Consider the following 22,768-nt stretch of genomic DNA (forward strand, 5'->3'; position numbering starts at 1 on the left):
GCCACACCGGCATCACACCGTGCCGCTACCGGGCCTGGCACCACACCGGCACTTCGCCGGTACTGCCGCCGGGCCCGGCGGCAGTACCGGTTCAGAGGTACTGGCGGGACGGCCCGACCATCGCGCGCACGGTGCGCCCGTCGTGGAACTCGCCGATCGCGGTCATCACCCAGGTTGGCGCCCCCGGCTCCCGCTGGAGACGGCACATCACCAGTCCCGTCGCCGGCTTCGACTCGGACAGGTCGAACCGCACCAGCTCCTGGTTGGTCTGGTCGTCGACGAGCCGGCAGAAGGCATTGCGGATGTCGGTGAAGGACTGCCCCTGGAAGCTGTTCACCGTGAAGATCAGACTGACGACGTTCTGCGGCAGCGCGCCGAGATCGACGAAGATGGTCTCGTCATCGCCCCCGCCCTGGCCGGTGAGGTTGTCCCCCGAGTGGCGGACGGCGCCACGCGCCCCCTTCTTCGACATGAACCAGACCTTGTCGACGTCCTTCCCGCGGTCGTCGAACAGGATGCAGGACGCGTCGAGGTCGATGGAGCGGCCCTGCTGCGCGGGATCCCAGCCGAGACCCATCCGGACCCGGACCAGCGGCGGGGCGCCGGTCTTGACCAGGGACACGCTCTGGCCCTTGCGCAGCGAGACCCGGCCCTTGTCCAGGTTCACCCGGCCGGGCACCGCGCCGGCGGGAGCACCCGGGCCGGGCGGGCCGGCGGGCGGCGGACCCCACTGCTGACCGGGCGGCGGGCCCCACTGCTGGCCCGGCGGCGGGCCCCACTGCTGCGGGTTCGGCGGCGGCGGAGCCTGCGGCGGCGCGCCAGGCGGGGGACCCCACTGCTGACCGGGCGGGGGACCCCACTGCTGGCCCGGCGGCGGGCCCCACTGCTGCGGGTTCGGCGGCGGCGGACCCCACTGCTGGCCGGGCGGGGGCGAGACGACCTGCGTCGGGGCGTCGTACTGCGACGGTGGCGGGGCCCCCGTTCCGGCTCCGGGGCCCGCGGACGCTGGTGCCGCCGCGGTGTTCCCGGAGCCCGGGTCGTCGACGGTGATCCCGAAGTCGGTGGCGATCCCGGCCAGGCCGGAGGCGTAGCCCTGGCCGACGGCACGCACCTTCCAGCTCCCGGCACGGCGGTACAGCTCGACCAGCACGAGGGCCGTCTCGCTGCTCATCCCGGCCGGGTCGAACCGGACGACCTCCTGGCCGCGCGCGTCCCGCACGACCACGGCCAGGCCGCGCACGCCGGCGAAGGTCGGCGGGCCGGCGCCGTCCAGGCTGCCCGTGACCACGACCTTGTCGATGTCGGGCGGCACCGCGGTGAGCGTGAACTCCAGCGCCGACGGCGGCGCGAGGCGCACCCCCGGACCGGCCGGCTGGTTGAAGAAGACGAAGTCGGCGTCCCCCCGCACCTTGCCGGACGGGGTGACCAGCAACGCGGCGATGTCGAGCGGGGTGGACGAAGACACCTCGACCCGCACATCCGTCGTCGGAAGCGGGGCGTTCGCGCCCTTGCTTAGCACCTGTGCCATGTGGGCCCTCCCATCCGCCGTCACAACGAACTGCCGCGGCGTGGCGATCCTACGATCGACCGCTATGAGCGCAACCGACGATCCCACCCACGACGACGATCCGGTGCACGACGATCCTGTACATGACAGCCCGGTGGACGTCGGACCCGACGAGGTGCTGCGGCGCGTCGAACACCACCTGACCGGCTGGTTCGGCCCGGACACCGGGCGGGCCGGAGTCACCTTCCTCGGCACCGACCCGATCGAGATCCTCCGCTTCGGCCCCGACCCCGACGGCGTCGTCCGCTATGTGACCCTCGGGATGGCCCGCGAGCCGATGACGCCGCCGGAGGCCACCGTGCGTGACCCGGCCGGCCCGCGGGCCGAGCTCGTCCTCTCGCTGCGCGGGCACCGTGAGGGCACGGCCCGGGTGCTCGCCGTGCTGGCCGCGGTGCCGGTCGTCGAGGGACGTCCGATGATCGCCGGCGCCGGGCTCGATCTCGGCGAACCGCTGTGGGACGGTGCGCGGTTCACCGCCGTCCTGATCGGTGAGCCGGGCGGGCTGGTTCCCGACCTGGAGCTCGCGGCCGGGGACGCCGCCCGAGCGGCGAGCGCGCCGGCGCCCGTCCGCTTCCTGCCGCTGTTCCCGATGACCCCCAACGAGGCCGCCTACAAGCGCGTGCACGGCGCGACGGCGATGCGACAGCGCTGGCTGGACGCCGGCACGGACCTCCGGGACCCCGACCGCGCCGAGGTCGGCCTGGGCTGAGCTCCGCGGCGGCCGGGTACCTCGGGCGGCCGGGTGCCTCGGCGGCCGGGTGCCTCAGAGCTCGACGCCGGCCAGCACCATCACCCGTTCGACGGTGAGGTCGGCCATCGCCGAGCTGACGCCCTCCCGGCCGAGCCCGGAGCCCTTCACCCCGCCGTAGGGCATCTGGTCGGCGCGGTACGACGGGACGTCCCCGATGATCACGCCGCCGACGGCCAGGGTGCGGTGGGCCCGGAAGGCCGTGGCGAGATCGTGGGTGAACACGCCGGCCTGCAGACCGTAGGAGCTGTCGTTGACGCGGGCGAGGCCGTCGTCGAGGCCGTCGACCGGCTCGAGTACCAGTACGGGGCCGAACACCTCCTCGCGTACCACCGCCGCGTCCCGCGGTACCCCGGTGAGCACGGTGGGCGCGAACGCCGTCCCCTGCCGGGTTCCCCCGCACAGCACAGTCGCGCCGCGGGCGACGGCCTCCGCAACCCAGGCCGCGACCCGCTCCGCCGCGGCGGTGTCGATCAGCGGGCCGACGTCGGTGGCGGGGTCGGCCGGATCCCCGCCACGCAGCTCGAGGACGGCCGTCACGATCTCCTCGCGGGCCCGACCGAACAGCGAGCGGTCGACGAACACCCGCTGCACGGCCACGCAGGACTGGCCCGCCTGATAGTTCGAGAACAGCGCGATCCGGCGGGCGGCATGGCGCAGATCGGCGGGGCTGGAGTAGTCCGCAGCGATCAGTACCGCCGCGTTCCCGCCCAGTTCGAGCACGACGTGCTTGCGCGGGACGGCGTCCCGGATCGCCCAGCCGACCTGGCCCGACCCGGTGAAGGACACCACCGGCAGCCGTGGGTCGGCGACCAGGGCGGGCATCCGGTCGTCCGCGACCGGCAGCACCGACCAGGCGCCCTCGGGCAGATCCGTGTCGGCGAGCAGCTCACCGAGCAGCAACGCGGACAGCGGCGTGCGTGGCGCGGGCTTCACCAGGATCGGCGCGCCCGCAGCGATCGCGGGCGCCACCTTGTGCGCGACCAGGTTGAGCGGAAAGTTGAACGGCGTGATGCCCAGCACCGGTCCGATCGGAAATCGCCTGGTCAACGCGATCCGCCCCTCACCGGTCGGGTCGGTGTCGAGCCGGTCGAGGTCGCCGGCGAAGCGCCTGGCCTCCTCGGCACCCCACCGGAAGGTCGAGGACGCCCGCGCCACCTCGGCCCGCGCCCAGGTGAGCGGCTTGCCGGACTCGCTGGTGATCAGGCTGGCGATCTCGTCCCCGCGCCGGGCGATCGCGCGCGACACGCTGCTGAGCGCACCGGCTCTGACATGGGCGGGAAGCGCGGCGCAGACGGGCGCCGCGCGGACGGCTGCGACCAGCGCGTCCTCGACGTCGACGTCATCCGGCCGGGCGACCGTGCCGACCAGCCGCCCGTCGAACGGGCTGCGGACCTCGAACGCCTCCGCCGCCGAGCGCCGCTGACCCGCCACCCAGAACCGCGTCGCCGACACCCCGTCCCCACCGCCCGAGCCCCCGCCGGAGCCGCCGCCGCCCGGAGCCGGGCCCGAAGCCCTGGCGGCGACCCGGATACCCGTGGCCGGGGCCGGCGGACCGACGATCCGCGGCCCGGTGCCCGTACCGGCGCTGGCACTCGTGCCGCTGGCATCCGTGGCGATGCTGACGCTTGTGGCAGGGCTGACACCGGCACTCGCGCTCGTGCCGGAGCCGGCGCTCGTGCCGGGACCGGCGCTCGTGGCGGCGTTGGTCGCCGTTCCCGCGCTGGTGCCGGCGCCCGCGCCGGACCACCCCGGACGGCCGTCGTCGATCACAGGACCACCTTCTCCTCACCGACGGCGGTGGACCTCCCGGGCGTCCTCCCGGCCCGGCGCCCGTCCCGCGTGATCAGCGGAATCATCGTGACCCCTCCCGGCCCTCGCGCGGCCGAACCGGACGCGGACGCGCGGATGCCCCGCCCTGCCCTAACCCACAGAACAACAAGTGTCCACGACGGGAACACCGCCACTCATTCGGGACCTCACCGACGACGCGCCGTAACCCCACGCTGAGACAACCAGGCGTTCCGTATCCGTCCGGTGGCCCCGGCGGCCCGGCGCGAACCGGTCGGACGGGCGTCGCCGGGCGTCGCCGGGCGCGCCGGTTTGCGTCCCGCCAGCGGGGCGTGTGTTGTCGGGGCCAGCGCTCAGGCGAACCGCGGACAGCGACGGATCGGGGCGGGAGAGATCATGAGTGAGACCGGCCAGGCTCAGCTGCCCCCGCGGGGCGGGCCCGGACTGCCGCAGGTCCGCCGGCTGGTCACCGCGATACCCGGGCCGCGCTCGGTGGAGCTGGCGAAACGCCGGTCCCAGGCGGTGGCCCGCGGGGTCGGCGAAACCCTGCCCGTCTACGTCGCGGCGGCCGGCGGTGGCGTGCTGGTGGACGTCGACGGGAACTCGCTGATCGACTTCGGTTCCGGCATCGCGGTGGTGAGCGTCGGCAACGCCGCCGACGCTGTCGTGGAGAACGTGCGCGAGCAGGCCGGGCTCTTCACCCACACCTGTTTCATGGTGACTCCCTACGAGGGCTACGTCACCGTGTGCGAGGAGCTCGCCCGGCTCACCCCGGGCCGGCACGAGAAACGGTCCGCCCTGTTCAACTCGGGCGCCGAGGCGGTCGAGAACGCGGTGAAAATCGCCCGGGCCCACACCGGACGGTCCGCCGTCGTGGCGTTCGCGCACGCCTACCACGGCCGGACGAACCTGACGATGGCACTGACCGCGAAGTCGATGCCCTACAAGCACCACTTCGGGCCGTTCGCCCCGGAGATCTACCGGATGCCGATGGCCTACCCCTACCGCTGGCCGGGCGGCCCCGCCGCATGCGGCGAACAGGCCGCGGCCCAGGTGGTGGAGACGATCGCCACGGAGATCGGCGCGGAGAACGTCGCCGCGCTCGTCATCGAACCGATCCAGGGCGAGGGCGGCTTCATCGTCCCCGGCACCGGCTTCCTGACCCGACTGGCCGAGTTCTGCGCGCAGACCGGGATCGTGTTCGTCGCCGACGAGGTGCAGACGGGCTTCGCCCGCACCGGCGACATGTTCGCCTGCGAGCACGAGGGCATCGTTCCGGATCTGATCGTCACCGCGAAGGGCATCGCCGGCGGCCTGCCGCTCGCCGCGGTCACCGGACGCGCGGGAATCATGGACTCACCCCACGTCGGCGGCCTCGGCGGGACCTACGGCGGCAACCCGGTCGCCTGCGCCGCCGCGCTCGGCGCGATCGCCACCATCGAGCGCGGGGACCTCACCGCCCGCGCCCGCCACATCGAGCGGATCGCGATGCCCCGTCTGCTCGCCCTACGCGACCGCTACCCGTTCATCGGGGACGTCCGCGGCCGCGGCGCCATGCTCGCCCTCGAACTCGTCGCCGACCCGACCGAGGGAACGCCACCCAACCAGCCCGCGCCCGCGCCCGCGCCCGACCGGATGGTGACGGTGGCCGCCGCGGCAGAGGCCCACCGCCGCGGGCTCGTCCTGCTCACCGCGGGCACCTGGGGCAACGTGCTGCGCCTGCTGCCCCCACTCGTGATCCCCGACAACCTCCTCCTCGAGGGCCTGGACATCCTGGACGAGGTCTTCGCCGACATCGCCAGGCACCGCCCCCGCCCCCGACTCCAGCCCCAGCCCCAGCCCCAGCCCGACAGTCTGCCGCCGACCCACTGACATCCCCCCGCAGGTGGCCTGACGGGCGTCGGATGCCGGCCGGTCGCCGGGATGCCGGCGGCGACTGCTGTGTCACGGCCTGGCGCGACGTCCCCGCCCATCGCCTGGGCGGGTCGACCGACATCTGCCACCGAGGTGGACAAGTCCCGTGGGCCAAGCATCAGAACAGGGCTGGCTGGGCATCAATCGTCCACCAGCCGCACGTGGAGGCGGAGGATGACTGTGGCTCCCAATGTCGTAGCTCGCACCATCGGTCGCCAGGAGACCGAATCGCCCGGGAAGGGGTCACCCCTGGAAGGGCCCCCCGGGAGATCCCCCAGGAAGATCCCCGGCAACGGATCGCTCAGGAACAGGTCCCCCAGGAACGAGTCAGTCGGGAACGGGTCGCTCAGGGAGAGGTCCTCCGGGGACGGGCCGCCCGGGGACGGGGGGTCGCCCGGCCCCACGTCGCCCGGCGGCGGGCGGTGACCACCCCGCCGGTGTGCCCGGCCTGCCTCGGCGGCCTGGCGCCGCCGGACCTGTGGAGTGACAGGTGGCGGTGTGAGTCGCACGGCGATGTCGAACCGTTCCACGAGGCGCGGTCCTCGCGGGAGCAGGTGCTGCGGAACCTGGGGCGGACCAGCCAGGTGCCGGTCTGGCTGCCGTCCCCGATGCCGGTCCACTGGTTTGTGAGCGGCGTGGGCTGGGCGGGTGACGAGCGGACCGGCCCGCACGCGACCGCGTTCGCCGCGAGCGGGCCGTCGCCGGTTGGCGGGCCGGCCGAGATGGTGCTGGTGGCCGAGACACCGCGGGTGGGCCTGGGCAGCCGGCTGGCCGGGCTGGTGGTGCCGGACCCGGAGCGCCTCGACGAGGTGCCCGAGGCCAAGATCGAGGCGGCGGGGCACCCGACGGCGCTCTGGCCCATTGCCGCACCACCCGATCGGGCGGCGTTCGTCGGGGAGGCGCTGGGCGTCTGGCTGTGGTGCGTGCTGTGGCCGGCGGACGCGGCGCTGCTGCTGCTCGAGCACCTCGTCATGGAGGACCTGCGGGACGATCCGCGGCTGGTCGACCAGTTGCTGTTCGGCGCGGCGGGCTCGCACCTGTCGATCCGCTGACCTCGCGCCGACGCCCCGGCAGGCCGTTGCCCGTGACGTGCCGGGGCGCCGGGCAGCAGGGCGTCTGGAATCCGGGTCCGACGCCGGCGAGTCGGGGAGTCGGAGCGCGGAAGCGACATCGGCCGGTGCTGGCCTCGAAATCGAGCATGCGGCGCCTTTCATCGCGCTACGATTCTGGCTCCCGCCCGTTCGACAGGTCAGAACCGGGAGCCGGAGTGACTATTCTGCGCGAGCCGTCCGGCCACGCCGTCGAACACGCGGAAGCCGGACACTCCCGGCCACGCACGAACATGCTGGGATATCTTCGCACCACCTCGCACAAGGATATCGCCGTCCTGTACACGGTGACGTCGTTCGGGTTCTTCGTCCTCGCCGGGATCCTGGCCATGATGATGCGTGCCGAGCTGGCACGGCCGGGTCTGCAGTACTTCTCGAACGAGCAGTACAACCAGCTTTTCACCCTGCACGGCACGCTCATGCTGCTGATGTTCGCGACGCCGCTGGCGTTCGCCTTCGCGAACTTCCTCGTACCGTTGCAGATCGGGTCGCCGGACGTCGCTTTCCCCCGGCTCAACGCCCTTTCGTACTGGTTCTTCCTGTTCGGCGGGCTGATGGTCGTCGCCGGCTTCCTCACCCCGGACGGCGCCGCGGACTTCGGCTGGTTCGCCTACGCCCCACTGAACAACAAGACGTTCAGCCCGTCGGTCGGGGCGGACATGTGGATCCTGGGCCTCGTCGTCTCCGGGCTCGGGACGATCCTCGGCGCGGTCAACATGATCACCACGATACTCACCCTGCGCGGCCCCGGTATGACGATGTTCCGCCTGCCGATCTTCTGCTGGACGTTCCTCGTGACGTCCGTGCTGGTGATCGTCGCGTTCCCGGTGCTGGCTGGGGCCCTGCTGTCGCTGGAGGCCGACCGGCGCTTCGGCGCCCACGTGTTCGACTCGGAGAACGGCGGCGCCATCCTCTGGCAGCACCTGTTCTGGTTCTTCGGGCATCCCGAGGTCTACATCATCGCCCTGCCGTTCTTCGGCATCATCAGCGAAATCATCCCGGTCTTCTCCCGGAAACCGGTCTTCGGCTACAAGGGCCTGGTGTTCGCCACCATCGCCATCGGCGCCCTGTCGATCGTGGTCTGGGCACACCACATGTTCGTCACCGGCGCGGTACTGCTGCCCTTCTTCGCCGTGATGTCGTTCCTGATCGCCGTCCCGACCGGTATCAAGTTCTTCAACTGGATCGGGACGATGTGGCGGGGAAATCTGAGCTTCGAGACCCCGATGATGTTCTGCCTCGGGTTCCTCGTGACGTTCCTCCTCGGTGGGCTGACCGGGGTGATGCTCGCGAGCCCGCCGATCGACTTCCACGTCAGCGACAGCTACTTCGTGGTCGCCCACTTCCACTACGTGGTGTTCGGGACGGTCGTCTTCGCGGCGTTCGCCGGCACGTACTTCTGGTTCCCCAAGCTGACCGGCCGGATGATGGACGACCGGCTCGGAAAGATCCACTTCTGGACCGTCTTCCTGGGCTTCCACCTGACGTTCCTGGTGCAGCACTACCTGGGCATGCAGGGAATGCCCAGGCGGTACGCCGACTACGGGCCGGGCGACGGATTCACCACGTTGAACACGGTATCGACCGCCGGCAGCTTCCTGCTCGGGGTCTCGACACTGCCGTTCATGTACAACGTGTGGAATTCCTACCGCCGCGGCCGGCTCGCCGTCGTCGACGACCCGTGGGGGTACGGGAACTCCCTCGAGTGGGCGACGTCCTCCCCGCCGCCCCGGCACAACTTCCACCAGCTGCCGCGCATCCGCTCCGAGCGCCCCGCCTTCGACCTGCACTACCCGGAGGTCGCCGGCGTCACCGACTACCACGCCACCCCCGAACTGCGCTAGCCCTCGCCCGCCGGCCGCCCGCGGGCACGGTCAGGGCAGGTCAGGCCTGGGGCGGCGTGAGCAGGCGCAGGGCCCCGGGCCGGACGACGATCTCGGCCGGGAGGTCGGCGATCGGGTCGCCGTCCGCGTAGACCTGGAACGGGCGGTCCGCGTCCACGACGAGCCGCTCGCCCCGCCGCACCTGGACGTAGGGGACCTCGACGTGCCGGCCGGAGAAGATACGCGGGAACAACCGAAGGAAGGTGAACCGCCCGGTGCGCGCGACCAGGACGATCTCCAACCGGCCGTCGGCGATGTCGGCGTCCGGGGCGAACTTCATCCCGCCGCCGTAGTACGGACCGTTCGCCGCGCCGACCGTCCACCCGACGTGCTCCAGTGGCGGCTCGCCGTCGATGGTCACGGTGAACCGGGCCGGCTTCCAGGCCGCCACCCCGCGCAACGCCGCGTAGGTGTAGACGCTCTGGCCGGACAGCCAGGTCGTCCGGTTCGCGATCACCTGGACGTCGGAGTCGAACCCGAGGCTGGCGATCCCGACGAACGGCACCCCGTTCGCCTCCGGCAGGTCCACCCTGCGCTCCACGGCCGCGACGAGCGCGGTCGCGGCGAGTGCCGGATCGCGCGGGATGCCCAGTCCTCGCGCGAAGTCGTTGCCCCGGCCGCCGGGCAGCACCGCGAGCACGCCGCCCGACCGGGCGACGGCGCCCGCCACCCTGCCGACCAGGCCGTCACCACCCAGCGCGACGGTCACCCGTCCCGCCGCGACGGCCGAGCGGGCTAGTTCCTCGGCGTGCTCGAGGCTTTTCGTCGTCTCGACGGAGACGTCCTCGGCCCAGCGGGCGAGCGCCGCGCGGACGCCGTCGAGGACCTTCGCCGCCCGGCCGCCGCCAGCCTTCGGGTTGACCACGACGGTGAGCCTCGAACGGTCCACCGCCGCGTCGGGCACCTCGGCCCGCGCTGCGGTGCTGCTGCTGGCCGTGCCCGGCTCGGTCATCCGTCGTTCCCTCCCCGCCGACGCCCTGCCGGCCGCGGCAAAGCCTACGGCCACCAGCCGTCCGCGACCCCACCGCCGGCCCCGGCTGATCCGTGGCGGCCAGCTGGCGCCGCCCCGGCGCCAGGTCCGGTACCGGACCCCGGTGCCGGACCCCCGGTGCCGGACCTGGCGCCTGACCTTCAAAAGCCGCTGTTCGTCGCCGGTGCAGGCTCAGGCCTCCTGCGCGCCGGGCCTCCCGGCCTCGACGACCCAGGTCGCGTCGGTCGACGCGGGGGCGTCCCGCTTCGCGATCGTCTCGACGACCCGCATGTCGGCGCGCCACTCGTCGGGTGTCACGGTGACGCGGGTGTAGCCCCGGAGGTCACCGCGGAAATAGCGCACGTGCGGGTTGAGCCGCGCGTTGTTCTCCCGGACGAAATCCTCGCTGACGAGGAAGAAGCCCGAGCTGATGGACGTACAGACGAACTCGGTCGCGATCACCGGGGTCTCCGGGCGGTCGAAGTCGACCCGCAGGTCGTTCACCCAGGCGCAGTGGATGTCCCCGGCGAGCAGCACCGGGTTGGCGACCCGGGTGTCGCGCACGGCCGAGAGCAGGCGCGTCCGGTAGGGCACGTAACCGTCGTTCTGGTCGAGGTTGGTGAGCACCTCGGAACCGGGCAGCTGGCCGTGCAGCTGGGCGGCCATCGTCTGCTGGGCGATGACGTTCCAGCGCGACCGGGAGGTGCGCAGGCCGTCGACGAGCCAGGCCTCCTGGGCGGTGCCGGACATGGTCCCGGCGGTGTTGTCGTCGCCCAGCCGGACGGCGCCGATCCCGTCCGGCGGTGACCCGGGCTGCGGGGTCCGGTACTGGCGGGTGTCCATCACGTTGAGCGTCAGCAGGTCGCCGAAGGTGAGACGACGGTAGATCCGCAGGTCCGGCGAGCCCGGGTCGAGCTCGGCGCGGATCGGCATGTGCTCGTAGTACGCCTGGTAGGCCGCGGCCCGCTGCCGGGCGAAGACCTGCGGGTCCTGGTGCCGGGGGCCGGTGTCGCCGCTCTCGTCGACCAGGCCGGCGTAGTTGTTCTCGGCCTCGTGGTCGTCCCACGCGACGACCCAGGGGGCCACGTGGTGAGCGGCCTGCAGCGCGGGGTCGGACTTGTACTGCGCGTAGCGGTTGCGGTAGTCGGCGAGGGTCTGGAGCTGGTCGAGCCCCGGCTTCTCGGGGGTGGTGTGCCGGCGGTCGGGGTACCTGCTGTCGGGGTCGTACTCGTAGATGTAGTCCCCGACGTGCAGGACGAGGTCCGGGCGGTCGCCGGCGATCGCGTCGAAGGCGGGCCAGTAGCCGTTCTGGAAGTCCTGGCAGCTCGCGAGCGCGAAGGACAGCTCACCGCCGGGCGAACCCGGCGCGGCCGCGGTACGGGTCCGCCCGACCGGGCTGAGGACGTCGCCCGCCCGGAACCGGTAGTAGTAGTCCCGCCCGGGCTCCAGGCCGCGGACGTCCACATGGACCGAATGGGCGAAGGACGTCGTGGCGAGCTGGGTGCCGGCACGGACGACGTCCGCGAACTTCTCGTCCCGGGCGACCTGCCAGTCGACCTCGACGTCGCGCCTGGGCATGCCCCCACCGGCCATCGGTTCCGGCGCCAGCCGCGTCCAGAGGATCACCCCGTCGGGCAGCGGGTCGCCGCTGGCCACGCCGAGTGAGAAGACCCCGTCGCGGATCCCCGGGATGGGGGTCGGCGCGCGCAGGGTCGGCGCGGGGGACGGCGCCGGCCCGGAACCACCGCCGCAGCCGCCGACGACCGCCGCGGCCAGGCCGCCGATCCCGCCGAGGAGCACCGCCCGCCGGCCCGGCCGCATGGGCGCGGGCACGGGTGAGTATTCGTCCCGCGTCACGGCCCTGATCACACCACAGTGGGGTGAACGGGGGGCGACGATCGGCAGACCATTCCGGTCGATCTGGCAGATAAACGCTTACAGCCAGTTTCGCGAAGATTGATCTACTGCGCGGTGTGTCATGTCCGGTTCGGGTGTTCCGCGGAGCCTCGCGGTCGACTGTGGTTTGTGGTGACCACGGCCCGCGGGGGCTCGGGTGTTCCGCGGGACACCGCGATCAACTGTGATTCGTGGTGGCCTCCCCCTCGGGCAGGCGGTCCGCGCGGAGCCCCGCCCCCGCCCCCAGCGCCAGCGCCGGAGGCGGGGCCGGAGGGGCCGGAGGGGCCGGAAGCGATAAGTATTCGCGCCAGCCCGGCCGCTATGCACGGCAGCCGAGGAACCGCGGCGGTTGAGTGACAGCCAGGACTCACTCACCCGCCACACATCGCCCGGCGGCGGGAGCCAGCGCGCATAACAGCTTGTGTCGCGTTGCACAGAAGGGTATGAATTGGGCATTTCGGGTGGCCCATGGGGGCATGGGGGGTCAGGAGGTGGTCGGCGGCGAGGGCGGAAACTCGGATGATCCTTCCGAAGCGATCTGTTGAGACGACCGGCCCGATCGGTCCAGTCACACAGGGTCTAACATTTCGCCCCGCCCGTTCCCGACCGGAAGAACAGGATGGCCCCCGACTCGGTACTCGACCTGCTCGCCGTGCAGATGGCACAGGACATCCTGCCGGCGCGGGTCCGTGACCTGCTCCTGGCCGCCCTGGACGGCGACGTCCCGCTCTCCGCGGAGTTGGCCCGGCGACGCGGAACCGCCGGTCCCGGCGAGCCGCCCACCACGAACGAGGCACGCACCACCGGCGGGCCCAGCACGACCGGCAGGCCCAGCACCGCCGGCGGGCCGGCCGTCCACCTGGAGTCGATCGGCGTACATGGGTTCCGTGGGATCGGGCCGCTCGCGGTGCTCCCCCTCCGGCCCGGGCCGGGTCTGACTCTCGTCACGGGACGTAACGGCTCGGGCAAGTCCAGCTTCGCGGAGGCCGCCGAGATCGCGCTGACAGGCGACACCCGCCGCTGGTCACGGCGGGCGGCCGTCTGGCGCGGCGGCTGGCGCAATCTGCACAGCACCGGGCCCGCGCGGGTCGAGATCACCTGCACGGTGGAGGGTCGACCCGGGCCGGTCACCGTCACCCGGACCTGGCCGGAGGGCGCCGGTCTGGACGAGGGCGCCGGCGAGATCCGCGCCTCGGACGGCGGGGCGTGGTCACCGTCCGGGTGGGACTGGGCTCTGTCCACCTACCGGCCGTTCCTGTCCTACGCCGAACTGGGCGATCTCCTCGGCGGACGTCCCAGCGCGATGTTCGATGCGCTGCACGCGATCCTCGGGCTGGACGAGATGGTCGACACGGCGCGGCGCCTGAGCTCGGCGCGCAGCCGGTTCACCGAGGCCGCGCGCCGCTCGCGGGAGGAGCACACCGCCCTGCTCGCGGCGCTGCGGCGCAGCACGGACCCGCGGGCAGTCGAGGCCGCCGACGCGTTGCGGGACGCCGCACGTCCCGATCTCGACCGAGCCTGGGCCGTCGCGGCGGGCCTGCCGGCGCCGAGCACCGCGCCACCCGCGAAGCCGACGGCACCGCGGGAGCCGACGTTGCTGCGGGAGCCGGCGGTGCTGCGGGAACTGCTGGGGCTGCGGGTGCCGGCGGAGTCCGACGTCCGGGAGCTCGCCGTGCGGCTGCGCGCGCTCGCGACCGAGGAGACGAGGCTGGCGGCGACGGCGGCCGGCGACGCGGCCCGCCTCACCGACCTGCTGGCCGCCGCACTCGACCACCACGAGCACCAGAACGCCGTCCACGCGGGTGGTCCGTCATCTGAGGGTCCCGAGGACGGCGATCGGGGCCGGGGTGGGAGCGGGAGCCGGCCGTGCCCGGTCTGCGGGGTCGGGCGGCTCGACGAGCGGTGGTGGCACGCGACACGGGCGGAGGTCACCCGCCAGCGGGAGCGGGCCGCGGCCGTGCTGGTCGTGCACGCCGGCCTCGCCGCCGCGCTGGCCGACGTCGCGCTGCTGCTCGCACCCGCCCCCGAGCCGCTGACCACCCCTGAGCCGCTGGCTCCCTCCGTGCCCCTGGCTCCCTCCGGGCCGCTGACCGCCGATGGGAGCACGGACGTGCTGGCCGCGCTGGCCGCGGCCGCGGGCATGGCCTGGCGCCGGTGGGCACGGCTGCGCGACGACTCCGACCCGCTGGCCGTCGCGGACGGGCTGGAGTCCGCCCACCCTCCGCTGCTGCGGGCGGTCGAGGCCCTGCGGGCGGCCGCCCGCGACGAGCTCGACCGCGCCGACGCCGACTGGCGTCCGCTCGCTGCCCGGGTCACCGCCTGGGTCGGGGCGGCGCGGGCGGTCGATGCCGACGCCGACGCGCTGGCCGACGTCCGACAGGCTCTTGACTGGCTGCGGGAGGCGACCCAGCGGCTGCGGGACGAGCGGATGCGGCCCTTCGCGCAGCGGTCGGCCCAGATCTGGTCGATGCTGCGCCAGGAGAGCAACGTCGACCTGGGCCCGGTGCGCCTCACCGGCAGTGCCAACCAGCGGCGTGTCGACCTCGACGTCACCGTCGACGGGGTGGACGGCGCCGCGCTCGGCGTGATGAGCCAGGGCGAGCTGCACGCGCTGGGGCTGGCGCTGTTCCTGCCCCGCGCGACCAGCGACGCGAGCCCGTTCCGTTTCCTCGTCGTCGACGACCCGGTGCAGTCGATGGACCCGGCGAAGGTCGACGGGCTGGCCCGCGTACTCGCCCAGGTTGCCGAGACTCGGCAGGTCGTCGTCCTCACCCATGATGATCGGCTGGCCGACGCGGTGCGCCGGCTGCGGCTGCCGGCGACGGTGCTCGACGTGGTCCGTCGCGAGGGGTCGCTGGTGCGGCTGCGCGGGAACCTCGATCCGGTCGGGCGCCATCTCGCGGACGCGCGGGCGCTTGCCCGGACCGGTGACCTGCCCCGCGACCTGGCGATGATGCTCGTCCCGGCGATGTGCCGCTCGGCGGTGGAGACGGCGTGCAACGAGGTGGTCCGGCGGCGCCGGCTCGGTGCGGGGGCGCGCCACGCCGAGGTCGAGGCGGCGCTCGCGGCGGCGCACTCGGTGAGCGAGAAGGCCGCCCTGGCCCTGTTCGACGACGCGCGCCGGGCCCGCGGCGTCCTGCGCCGCCTCGACGGCCACGCGCCGTGGGCCGCCGACACGTTCCGGGCCGTCCGGGACGGCGTGCACGTCGGGTACGACGGCAACCTGCTGAGCCTGGTCCGCGACACCGGCCGGCTCACGGACCACATCCGGACCCTGGATTGACCCGCGGCCGGCGGCCGGCGTCGCCGCGGTCGCCTTCGCCTTCGCGGTCGCCTTCGCCGCCGCAGTCGCCGTCGCCGTCGCCGGACCTGCGGCTGGACCCCGCGGTGGCGCTCGCCGAGGCCGACCGCCTACTACGGCGGGAGACCCCGGCGGCGGACGGGTCGTGGCCGCGGCTGTGCGCCTGGCTGCTGCGGCTCGCCGTGGAGCAGGCCGTCGACGAGGTGTGGCGGGCGCACGGCCGGCCGGAGCTCGTCCGGCTCTCGATGCGGGCCCAGCTGCTGGTGCTGCCGAGTTTCACCGATCCGGGTGCCGCGGACGAGGCCGGCGCCGCCTGGTACGCGCTGTCCCGGGCCGGCCATCAGCATGCCTACGAGCTGGCTCCCACCGCCGCCGAGCTGCGCCGCTGGCACCAGGACCTCTGCTCGCTCCTGCCCAGGCTGATGGCGGGGCGCGCACAGGCCGTCACGCCGGCGGAGGGTGGCCGGACGGGCGGATAGTGTGGGTCGGATCGGCTCAAGGAGGTCGCGCTGCCCACAACTCCCGCCCCGGCCTCTGGTCCCGCCCCGGCCTCTGGTCCCGCCCCGACCGCCGGTCCCGGCCCGACGTCCGGCCTGGTCCCCGGCCCGTCCTCCGGAATCGACCTGCACACCCATTCGACCGCGTCGGACGGGTCGGTCAGCCCGGCGGAGCTCGTCCGGCTCGCCGCCGCGACGGGCCTCGAGGTGCTCGCGCTGACCGACCACGACACCACCGGCGGGATCGACCGGGCCGCGGCGGCGCTACCTGCCGGTATGACGCTGGTGCCCGGTGCGGAGATCTCCTGCCGGGTCGCGGTGAACGGGCACCAGATCTCGATGCACGTCCTGGCCTACCTGTTCGACCGGGCCGAGCCCCGGTTCGCCGCCGTCCGGGCCCGGCTGCGGGAGGAGCGGGCCACGCACGCCCGCCGGATGGTGGAGCGGCTCGCCGCGGCCGGTCACCCGGTGCGCTGGGAGCGGGTCCAGGAGCTGGCCCGGGGCACCGTCGGACGTCCACACGTGGCGGCCGCGCTGGTGGAGGCGGGACTGGTACCCGACGTGAACAGCGCGTTCAGCCGCGAGTGGATCGGCGCGGGTGGGCGCTTCTGGGTCGAGAAGATCCAGCCGGACGTCCACGAGACGCTGCGGCTGATCCGGGACGCCGGGGGTGTGAGTGTGTTCGCGCACCCGTTCGCCACCTCCCGCGGCGAGACCGTCGGGCCCGACATCATCGCCGCCATGGCCCGGGACGGGCTGACCGGCGTCGAGGTGGACCACCCGGATCACACACCGTGGGCCCGGGCCCGGCTGCGGGAGATCGCCGCCGATCTCGGTCTGGTGACCACCGGCTCGAGCGACTTCCACGGCGACCGCGATCGGCGGGACCTCGGGTCGGAGACGACATCCAGGGACAGCTACGAGGCGCTGGTCGCGAAGGCCAGCGGGTCCAGCCCGATCCGGGCTTAGCGAACCCGGCGACGGGGCCGGCGGCCGTCCACCGCGGGGCGGCGGGCGGTCAGACGCCGGAGCCGCAGCCGGTGCCGGGCGCGGGCGTGGGTTCGGGACCGCCGAGCCGGCTCAGCAGATCCCCGAGGAGATCCTGCTCCTGCGGGGTGAAATGGTCGAGAACGTGCCGCGCCACACCTCGGAGGTGGGTTCCCGAGGCGTCCCTCAGCCGCTTCAGCCCCGCGTCGGTGAGCGTCGCCAGCGTGCCGCGGGCGTCCGACGGGCAGGAGCGGCGTTCCACCAGGCCCTCTCGCTCCAGGCGGTCGACCAGCCGGGTCAGCCCACTGCGGGACAGCAGCACCTTCTGCGCCAGCTCGCTCATCCGGAGCTGGTACCCAGGTGCCTCGGCAAGCTGCACGAGGACGTCGTAGGAGGCGAGCGGGAGCTGGTGCGCGGCCTCGAGCTCGGCTTCCAGGAGCCGCGTGGCGTGCGCGTGCGCCCGCAGGAGCTGCCGCCAGGCTCGCATGCCGCGGGCGTCCACCATCCATCTCGGCTCGGCCAGCCCGGATCCAGCCGGCCCAGACCCAGCCGGCTCGGACTGGGCCCGCCCGGGCTCGGATCTCCCGGACTCGGATCTCCCGGGTTCGGCCACCTTCTGCTCGGCCACGGTCGAATTCTCCCGCCCCACGTGGATCAGAGTACGACGAGTCGGTACGGTCCCGCCCGGATCTCAGGCGCCGTCAAGGGCCGACCGCACCACTGTGCCCGGCTGTACCCATGCGCCCGGCCGAACGTGCCACCCGGGTCCCCGCATTCCCGCACGCCGGGCACCGCCTGCCCCACCGTGTTCCGCCCCCCACTGCCGGGCCGGCCCAGCCGCCCATGCGCGGGCTATCGTGGAACGAGGTCGCACCCGGTACACGACCTACACGCGATCTGCGCAACGTGACCCGTCCACTCGCCCGTCCCGGCGGTACACACCCCGGCGGGCCGATCCCGAACACGACTGCGCCGGACCCGTCGAGCACGGTCCGGCACCCCGAGCCCCCGCAATGTCACAGCCCCCCCGCTATGCCACATCCGAGGTCGGCCACGACCGAGGATGTCGACCCGCGACCGAGGTTTCCCTTGCCACCAGCCCTGCCTTCGTCCGACGCCATCCAGTCCGCCCTCGCGACCGTGCTGGACCCGGAGATCGGACGGCCGATCACCGAACTGGACATGGTGGATTCGGTCCACGTTCGTGACGACGGATCTGTCGATGTGGTCGTCCTGTTGACCGTCTCCGGCTGCCCGATGCGGGATGAGATCACATCCCGGGTCACCCGCGCCGTCAGTGGTGTGGACGGCGCCCGGGACGTACGGGTGACCCTCGAGGTGATGACCGCCGAGCAGCGGACGGCCCTGCACGAGAAGCTGCGGGGCGGCACCCCGCAGCGGGTCATCCCCTTCGCGCAGCCCGGGTCGATGACCAGGGTCTACGGGGTGGCCAGCGGCAAGGGCGGCGTCGGCAAGTCGTCGGTCACCGTCAACCTGGCGGCCGCGATGGCCCGGTCGGGGCTCGCCGTCGGCGTCCTCGACGCGGACATCTACGGCCACTCCGTCCCCCGGATGCTGGGCATCGACCGCGCACCCACGCAGGTCGAAAAAATGATCATGCCACCGCAGGCCCACGGCGTGAAGGTCATCTCGACCGGCATGTTCACCCGCGGCAACCAGCCCGTCACCTGGCGCGGCCCGATGCTGCACCGAGCCCTCGAGCAGTTCCTCTCGGACGTCTTCTGGGGCGACCTCGACGTCCTGCTCCTCGACCTGCCGCCCGGCACCGGGGACATCGCGATCTCCCTGGCCCAGCTGGTTCCCTCGTCCGAGCTGCTACTGGTGACCACACCCCAGCTCGCCGCGACCGAGGTCGCCGAGCGCGCCGGGACGATCGCCGTCCAGACCCACCAGAACGTCGTCGGCGTGGTCGAGAACATGGCCTACATGCCGTGCCCGCACTGCGGCGAGCGCGTCGACGTGTTCGGCGAGGGCGGCGGCGCGGCCGTCGCCGAGCGGCTGACCAGGGTGCTCGGCCACGAGGTGCCGCTGCTCGCCCAGGTCCCGGTGGACGTCCGCCTCCGGCAGGGCGGCGACTCCGGCAAGCCGCTGGTCCTCTCCGACCCCGACTCCGAGGCCGGGAAGGCGCTGCGCGCCGTCGCCGAGCGGCTGACCTTCCGCTCCCGCGGCCTGTCCGGCCGCTCGCTGGACATCAGCCCCGCCCGCCGCTAGACGCTCTGCGGCGGGCGGGAGCATGCCGGCCGGCTGAACCAACGCCGGCTCGGCTGAAGCAAAGCCGACCCGACCGGACCGAGACGTTCCCCGCGCGGTGGAGGCCCGCCGCGCGGGGAACGCGACCGGGGACCGGATACGAGAAAGCCGCCGGGCAGGGGCTCGGCGGCTTTCTCGACAAAACGGATACCCAGGTCATCCCGACCCCGTCAGGACGGCCTTCGCGGCGACACGAACTGGGCGGACGCGCAAGGCCCCGCCGGTTACCAGCGGGGTCCTGCGGAGACTGGCGCATCCGGCGCCTGGGATGTCAGGTCGTGTCGGGGTCGAACGGGGGCGGGGTCGACGTCGACTCGGCCCTCTCCACACGCGCGGGCGCGGGCGGCGGCGAGCTGGCCGCGACAGCCGTGCCGCCAGCCGGGCTCGGCTTGGTCAGCGACGGCCGGTTCGCCGGCTTCGCGCCCGCCTTGGCCGCCGTGCTGCTCTCGGTGCCGGCCGGCAGGTGGGCCTTGGTCAGCGCGGGCGTGGCCGGCGGCTCGTCCTCACCCAGCAGCGAGTCGAACGAGGTGCGCTTGCCCGGGTAGGCCGGGAACAGCGAGTCGTCGTCGCCCTCGAAGAGGTGCTTACGGACGAAGGTCTTGGGATGCAGGTCCCGCAGGTCGAGGTCGGCCAGCTCGGGGCCCAGCTCGGACCGCAGGTCGTTGCGCATGCCGTTCGCCATCTGGCGGAACTGGCGCAGCATCCGGCCCGCGTCGCGGGCGGCCCTGGGCAGCCGATCGGGCCCGAAGACGAACAGCCCGATCAGGAGCAGTACGACTACCTCGCCCCACCCGACGCCGTTGAACACAATGGTCAGAGTACCCCGCCTGCCACCGCCGGCGAAGGGCTCGAACATGACGAACAGGTGTCCTGAGCGCCACTGCGACCTGGGCCGCCGGCCGCGTCGTCCGGGCGCGCGCACCCGACCAGGCGGTTCCGCCCCGGGACAGGCCTGCGTCCAGGCGCCTGGCCACCCCACCGATGTGCCACCGCGTGCCCCGCCGCGCAGGCACGGGGCCGGGGCAGGCACGGCCGGAGCGGTATCAGCCGGGCGACTGTTCCTGGAGGACCACCCGCGCCGTGCTCTCCACTCCGTTGCGCTGGAAGGTCACGGTCACCGTGTCGCCGACGTGGTGCAGCCGGGTGGCCGCGGTGAGATCGTTCGTGCTGGTGACGACCGTGTCGTCGACCCGGGTGATGATGTCGCCCGGCAGCAGCCCGGCCGCGGCCGCGGGGCCCGCCGGCTCGACGTCACGGATGATCGCGCCCGGGGTGGTGCCGCGCGCCCGGGCCTCGGCGGCGGTGACCGTGGCGGCCGACACTCCGGTGTAGGGGTGGGTCGCCCGCCCGGTGCGGATGATCTCGTCCGCCACCGACGCGGCGTAGTCGATGGGGATCGCGAACCCGACGCCGACGCTGCCCGACGGCGCCTGCCCGCCCGGCGCCGTCGCGATCGCCGTGTTCAGGCCGACGACCTGGCCACGGGCGTCGAGCAGCGGGCCACCGGAGTTCCCGGGATTGATCGCCGCGTCGATCTGGATCGCTCCGATGATCACGGATGCCCCGCCGCCCTCGGCGGGCACGGTCGGGTTCCGGTCGAGCGCGCTGACGATCCCCGTGGTGACCGTCCCCGAGAGTCCGAAGGGCGCACCGATCGCGATCACCGGAGCGCCGGCGACCAGCGACCCGGACCGTCCCAGCGTCGCCGCCGGCAGGCCGGAGGCCCCGGGGATGCGCAGCACCGCAAGATCCGAAGAGGCGTCCCGTCCGACGATCTCGGCGAGCACGGGCTCGGCGCCATCACTCATAGTGATCATTACCTGGCCACCCGCGTTCGCCGCCGGCGCGATGACATGGTTGTTGGTGAGTACGTAGCCCTCAGACCGAATGATCACCCCGGAGCCGTTCCCGCCCTCGGCCCCCGCCGTCACGTCGATGGTCACAACGGACGGCAGCACTCGCGCGACAACCCCGGCCACCGAGTCGGGGTCGATGACCGTCGGCGCGGCCTCGGCGGACGCCGTCGGCGACGACGTCCCCTCGGAGTCACCCAGCATCAGGCTCGTCACCCACCCACCGGTCGCTCCCCCCAGCAGTCCGGCGATCACAGCAGTGATCACGAGCGCCCGCCGGCCGTGGCGGATCTTCGGAGCGGCCGCGCGGTGGTGCGTCGCCGCGCTCGCGGCTCTCGCCGCGTCGGCCGTTGCTCTGGCCGCATCGGTCGTGGACGCACCAGACGTCGCCCCCCCTGCTGCGGAGACGGGTGCCGATTTCCCGGCGCCCGACGTCCCAGCCGCCGAGGTCGCTGGTACGGATGGGGCGGGCGTGACCGAGGAGGGCGCAGACCTACCGGATGGCGCAAGCTCCGAGGGCGGCGGCGTGGGCGGGCGCGGGGCGCGCCGCGGCCCCACCAGATCCACCAGCGGGTCGGCCAACGGCCGGCCGGCAACGCGCTGGTCGGCGTCCCGCGAGGTCGTCTCACGGCTGCCCTCCCGCGCGACGCTCCCCCGGGCACCGTCCCTGGAGACGGCCTCACGACTGGTCTCCCGCGAGACCGGTGCCCGACCCGTCTCCCGCGAGACCGCCTCCCGGCTGCCCTCCCGCGAAACACTCCCCCGAGCGCTCTCCCGCGAGACCGCCTCCCGGCTGCCCTCCCGCGCGACGCTCCCTCGGGTGCCCTCCCGCGAGACGGCCTCACGGCTGCTCTCCCGCGAAACACTCCCCCGAGCGCTCTCCCGCGAGACCGCCTCCCGGCTGCCCTCCCGCGCGACGCTCCCTCGGGTGCCCTCCCGCGAGACGGCCTCACGGCTGCTCTCCCGTGGGACGGCCTCCCTCGAAGCCGACGGCAGCGGGCCCTGCGGTGGCGGAACCGAAGGCCGCGAGCTCTCCCGCGCAACCGCTGGCCGCGGCTGCGCCGTCACACGCGCCTTCGCGGCGGTGCCCGGATCGGAGCCTCCCCGGGCAGCCGGCGCGCCAGGGGCCGATCCCGCTCCTGGCGCGGGCCCCGTGCCGGAAGCGGCGCCCGTGCCCTGAACGCCACGCCCACCACCGTCACGCTCCGGCGCGCCCGCGCGGGACGCGGTGTCACGCCGACCCGGATCCCCGGTAGGCGACGCGATCGGCGTGCGGGCCACGCTTTCGGGGCCCACGGAGCCAGTCCGCGCGGCGGCGTCCCGGCTGGCGGCGCCGTTCTGAGAGGACGAGCCATTCCGCCCGGCAGCATCCCGGGTAGCGGAACCGTTCTGAGAAGACGAGCCGTTCTGGGCGGCACGGCCTTCCCGGACGAGCGGAGTCTTCGCGGCAGCGGCACCATCCGACGCCCCCGGGGGGACGGCGCCCTGCCGGCCCGCCGGCCCCTTCGGCGCGGCGGCTGCCTCCCGTGCGGCCGTAGCCCGACTGGGCGCCTCCCGGCTGGATGCCTCCCGATCGGCTGGTTCCCGGCCGGATGTCGCGCGAGCGGCCGGGCCCCGTGGGCCGGCACCGTCCCGTTCCCCGCCGACGCGCCTGGTCGTCTCGTCGCGTGTGCCGCCGGTGGCCCCGGCGTTACCCGTCGTGGACGAGCTCCCCGTGCTGGACGAGCTCCCCGTGCTGGACGGGCGGCCTGTGCTGGACGGGCGGCCTGTGGTCGGCGCGCTCCCGCGTGTGGTGGCCCGGACCGGCTCGACGAAGGGTGGCCGTTCCGCCGCCGACGCGGGGCGGCGCGGAGCGTCCGCCCGGGCTTCGGGGCCGGGGCGACGCTCCGTCGCAGGGCGACGCTCCGGCCCGTGCAGCGGCAGGGACGCCGGGACCGGTCGGCTCACGCCTCCCGACGACGGGACGGTGCCCTCCGCCGCC

At 73.7% G+C, this 22,768-nt stretch carries 16 protein-coding genes; 9 read left to right on the forward strand and 7 right to left on the reverse strand.

The window, feature by feature from the left end; translation table 11 throughout:
- Window positions 1–91: 91 nt before the first annotated feature.
- Window positions 92–1,528, reverse strand: a complete 1,437-nt coding sequence (locus E0504_RS05785; protein WP_112108118.1) for a TerD family protein — start codon at window positions 1,526–1,528, stop codon at window positions 92–94.
- A 64-nt stretch (window positions 1,529–1,592) separates the two neighbouring features.
- Between E0504_RS05785 and E0504_RS05790 the strand changes: the two genes are divergently transcribed.
- A complete protein-coding gene (locus E0504_RS05790; protein WP_112108117.1) occupies window positions 1,593–2,276 on the forward strand; it encodes a suppressor of fused domain protein in 684 nt (227 codons plus the stop codon).
- A 54-nt stretch (window positions 2,277–2,330) separates the two neighbouring features.
- Here E0504_RS05790 and E0504_RS05795 read toward each other — a convergent pair whose 3' ends face one another.
- Window positions 2,331–4,088: an aldehyde dehydrogenase family protein gene (locus tag E0504_RS05795; protein ID WP_373693871.1), complete on the reverse strand. Its 1,758-nt coding sequence runs from the start codon at window positions 4,086–4,088 to the stop codon at window positions 2,331–2,333.
- A gap of 414 nt (window positions 4,089–4,502) precedes the next feature.
- Between E0504_RS05795 and gabT the strand changes: the two genes are divergently transcribed.
- From gabT to ctaD, 3 genes are all read left to right on the forward strand, one after another.
- On the forward strand, window positions 4,503–5,978 hold the full coding sequence (gene gabT / locus E0504_RS05800) for a 4-aminobutyrate--2-oxoglutarate transaminase (protein WP_131622275.1): 1,476 nt from the start codon (window positions 4,503–4,505) through the stop codon (window positions 5,976–5,978).
- Window positions 5,979–6,442: 464 nt separating this feature from the next.
- Window positions 6,443–7,072, forward strand: a complete 630-nt coding sequence (locus tag E0504_RS05805; RefSeq protein ID WP_071059329.1) for a DUF6758 family protein — start codon at window positions 6,443–6,445, stop codon at window positions 7,070–7,072.
- 215 nt (window positions 7,073–7,287) lie between these two features.
- Window positions 7,288–8,973: a cytochrome c oxidase subunit I gene (ctaD, locus tag E0504_RS05810; RefSeq protein ID WP_112106246.1), complete on the forward strand. Its 1,686-nt coding sequence runs from the start codon at window positions 7,288–7,290 to the stop codon at window positions 8,971–8,973.
- Between the two features lie 40 nt (window positions 8,974–9,013).
- Here ctaD and E0504_RS05815 read toward each other — a convergent pair whose 3' ends face one another.
- Both E0504_RS05815 and E0504_RS05820 read right to left on the reverse strand, forming a co-directional pair.
- Window positions 9,014–9,964: a diacylglycerol kinase family protein gene (locus E0504_RS05815; RefSeq protein ID WP_020458539.1), complete on the reverse strand. Its 951-nt coding sequence runs from the start codon at window positions 9,962–9,964 to the stop codon at window positions 9,014–9,016.
- Window positions 9,965–10,174: 210 nt separating this feature from the next.
- Window positions 10,175–11,803, reverse strand: a complete 1,629-nt coding sequence (locus E0504_RS05820; RefSeq protein ID WP_112106248.1) for an alkaline phosphatase — start codon at window positions 11,801–11,803, stop codon at window positions 10,175–10,177.
- 694 nt (window positions 11,804–12,497) lie between these two features.
- On the opposite strand from E0504_RS05820, the gene E0504_RS05825 reads away from it, so the two are divergent.
- From E0504_RS05825 to E0504_RS05835, 3 genes are all read left to right on the forward strand, one after another.
- On the forward strand, window positions 12,498–15,161 hold the full coding sequence (locus E0504_RS05825) for an AAA family ATPase (RefSeq protein ID WP_131622277.1): 2,664 nt from the start codon (window positions 12,498–12,500) through the stop codon (window positions 15,159–15,161).
- Window positions 15,162–15,265: 104 nt separating this feature from the next.
- Entirely contained in the window at window positions 15,266–15,658 is a 393-nt protein-coding gene (locus E0504_RS05830) for a hypothetical protein (protein ID WP_235013910.1), read from the forward strand.
- Between the two features lie 138 nt (window positions 15,659–15,796).
- Window positions 15,797–16,645, forward strand: coding sequence for a PHP domain-containing protein (locus tag E0504_RS05835; protein WP_112106017.1), 849 nt, complete (start codon window positions 15,797–15,799; stop codon window positions 16,643–16,645).
- A 49-nt stretch (window positions 16,646–16,694) separates the two neighbouring features.
- Here the strand turns inward: E0504_RS05835 and E0504_RS05840 are convergent, their stop codons facing one another.
- On the reverse strand, window positions 16,695–17,168 hold the full coding sequence (locus E0504_RS05840; protein ID WP_071059323.1) for a MarR family winged helix-turn-helix transcriptional regulator: 474 nt from the start codon (window positions 17,166–17,168) through the stop codon (window positions 16,695–16,697).
- Between the two features lie 584 nt (window positions 17,169–17,752).
- On the opposite strand from E0504_RS05840, the gene E0504_RS05845 reads away from it, so the two are divergent.
- Window positions 17,753–18,895: an Mrp/NBP35 family ATP-binding protein gene (locus tag E0504_RS05845; protein WP_071059322.1), complete on the forward strand. Its 1,143-nt coding sequence runs from the start codon at window positions 17,753–17,755 to the stop codon at window positions 18,893–18,895.
- A gap of 310 nt (window positions 18,896–19,205) precedes the next feature.
- Here E0504_RS05845 and tatB read toward each other — a convergent pair whose 3' ends face one another.
- Complete coding sequence (gene tatB / locus E0504_RS05850) at window positions 19,206–19,742, reverse strand: Sec-independent protein translocase protein TatB (protein ID WP_041255473.1); 537 nt, start codon at window positions 19,740–19,742, stop codon at window positions 19,206–19,208.
- Between the two features lie 235 nt (window positions 19,743–19,977).
- The gene (locus E0504_RS05855; RefSeq protein WP_235013908.1) at window positions 19,978–21,054 is read right to left on the reverse strand and encodes a S1C family serine protease; all 1,077 of its coding nucleotides are present in this window, start codon (window positions 21,052–21,054) and stop codon (window positions 19,978–19,980) included.
- Here E0504_RS05855 and E0504_RS05860 point away from each other — a divergent pair.
- Window positions 21,047–21,967, forward strand: a complete 921-nt coding sequence (locus E0504_RS05860) for a hypothetical protein (protein WP_131622279.1) — start codon at window positions 21,047–21,049, stop codon at window positions 21,965–21,967. The two genes, E0504_RS05855 and E0504_RS05860, sit on opposite strands and share 8 nt — an antisense overlap.
- Window positions 21,968–22,768: the final 801 nt, after the last annotated feature.

The sequence above is a fragment of the Parafrankia sp. BMG5.11 genome (assembly GCF_004337455.1).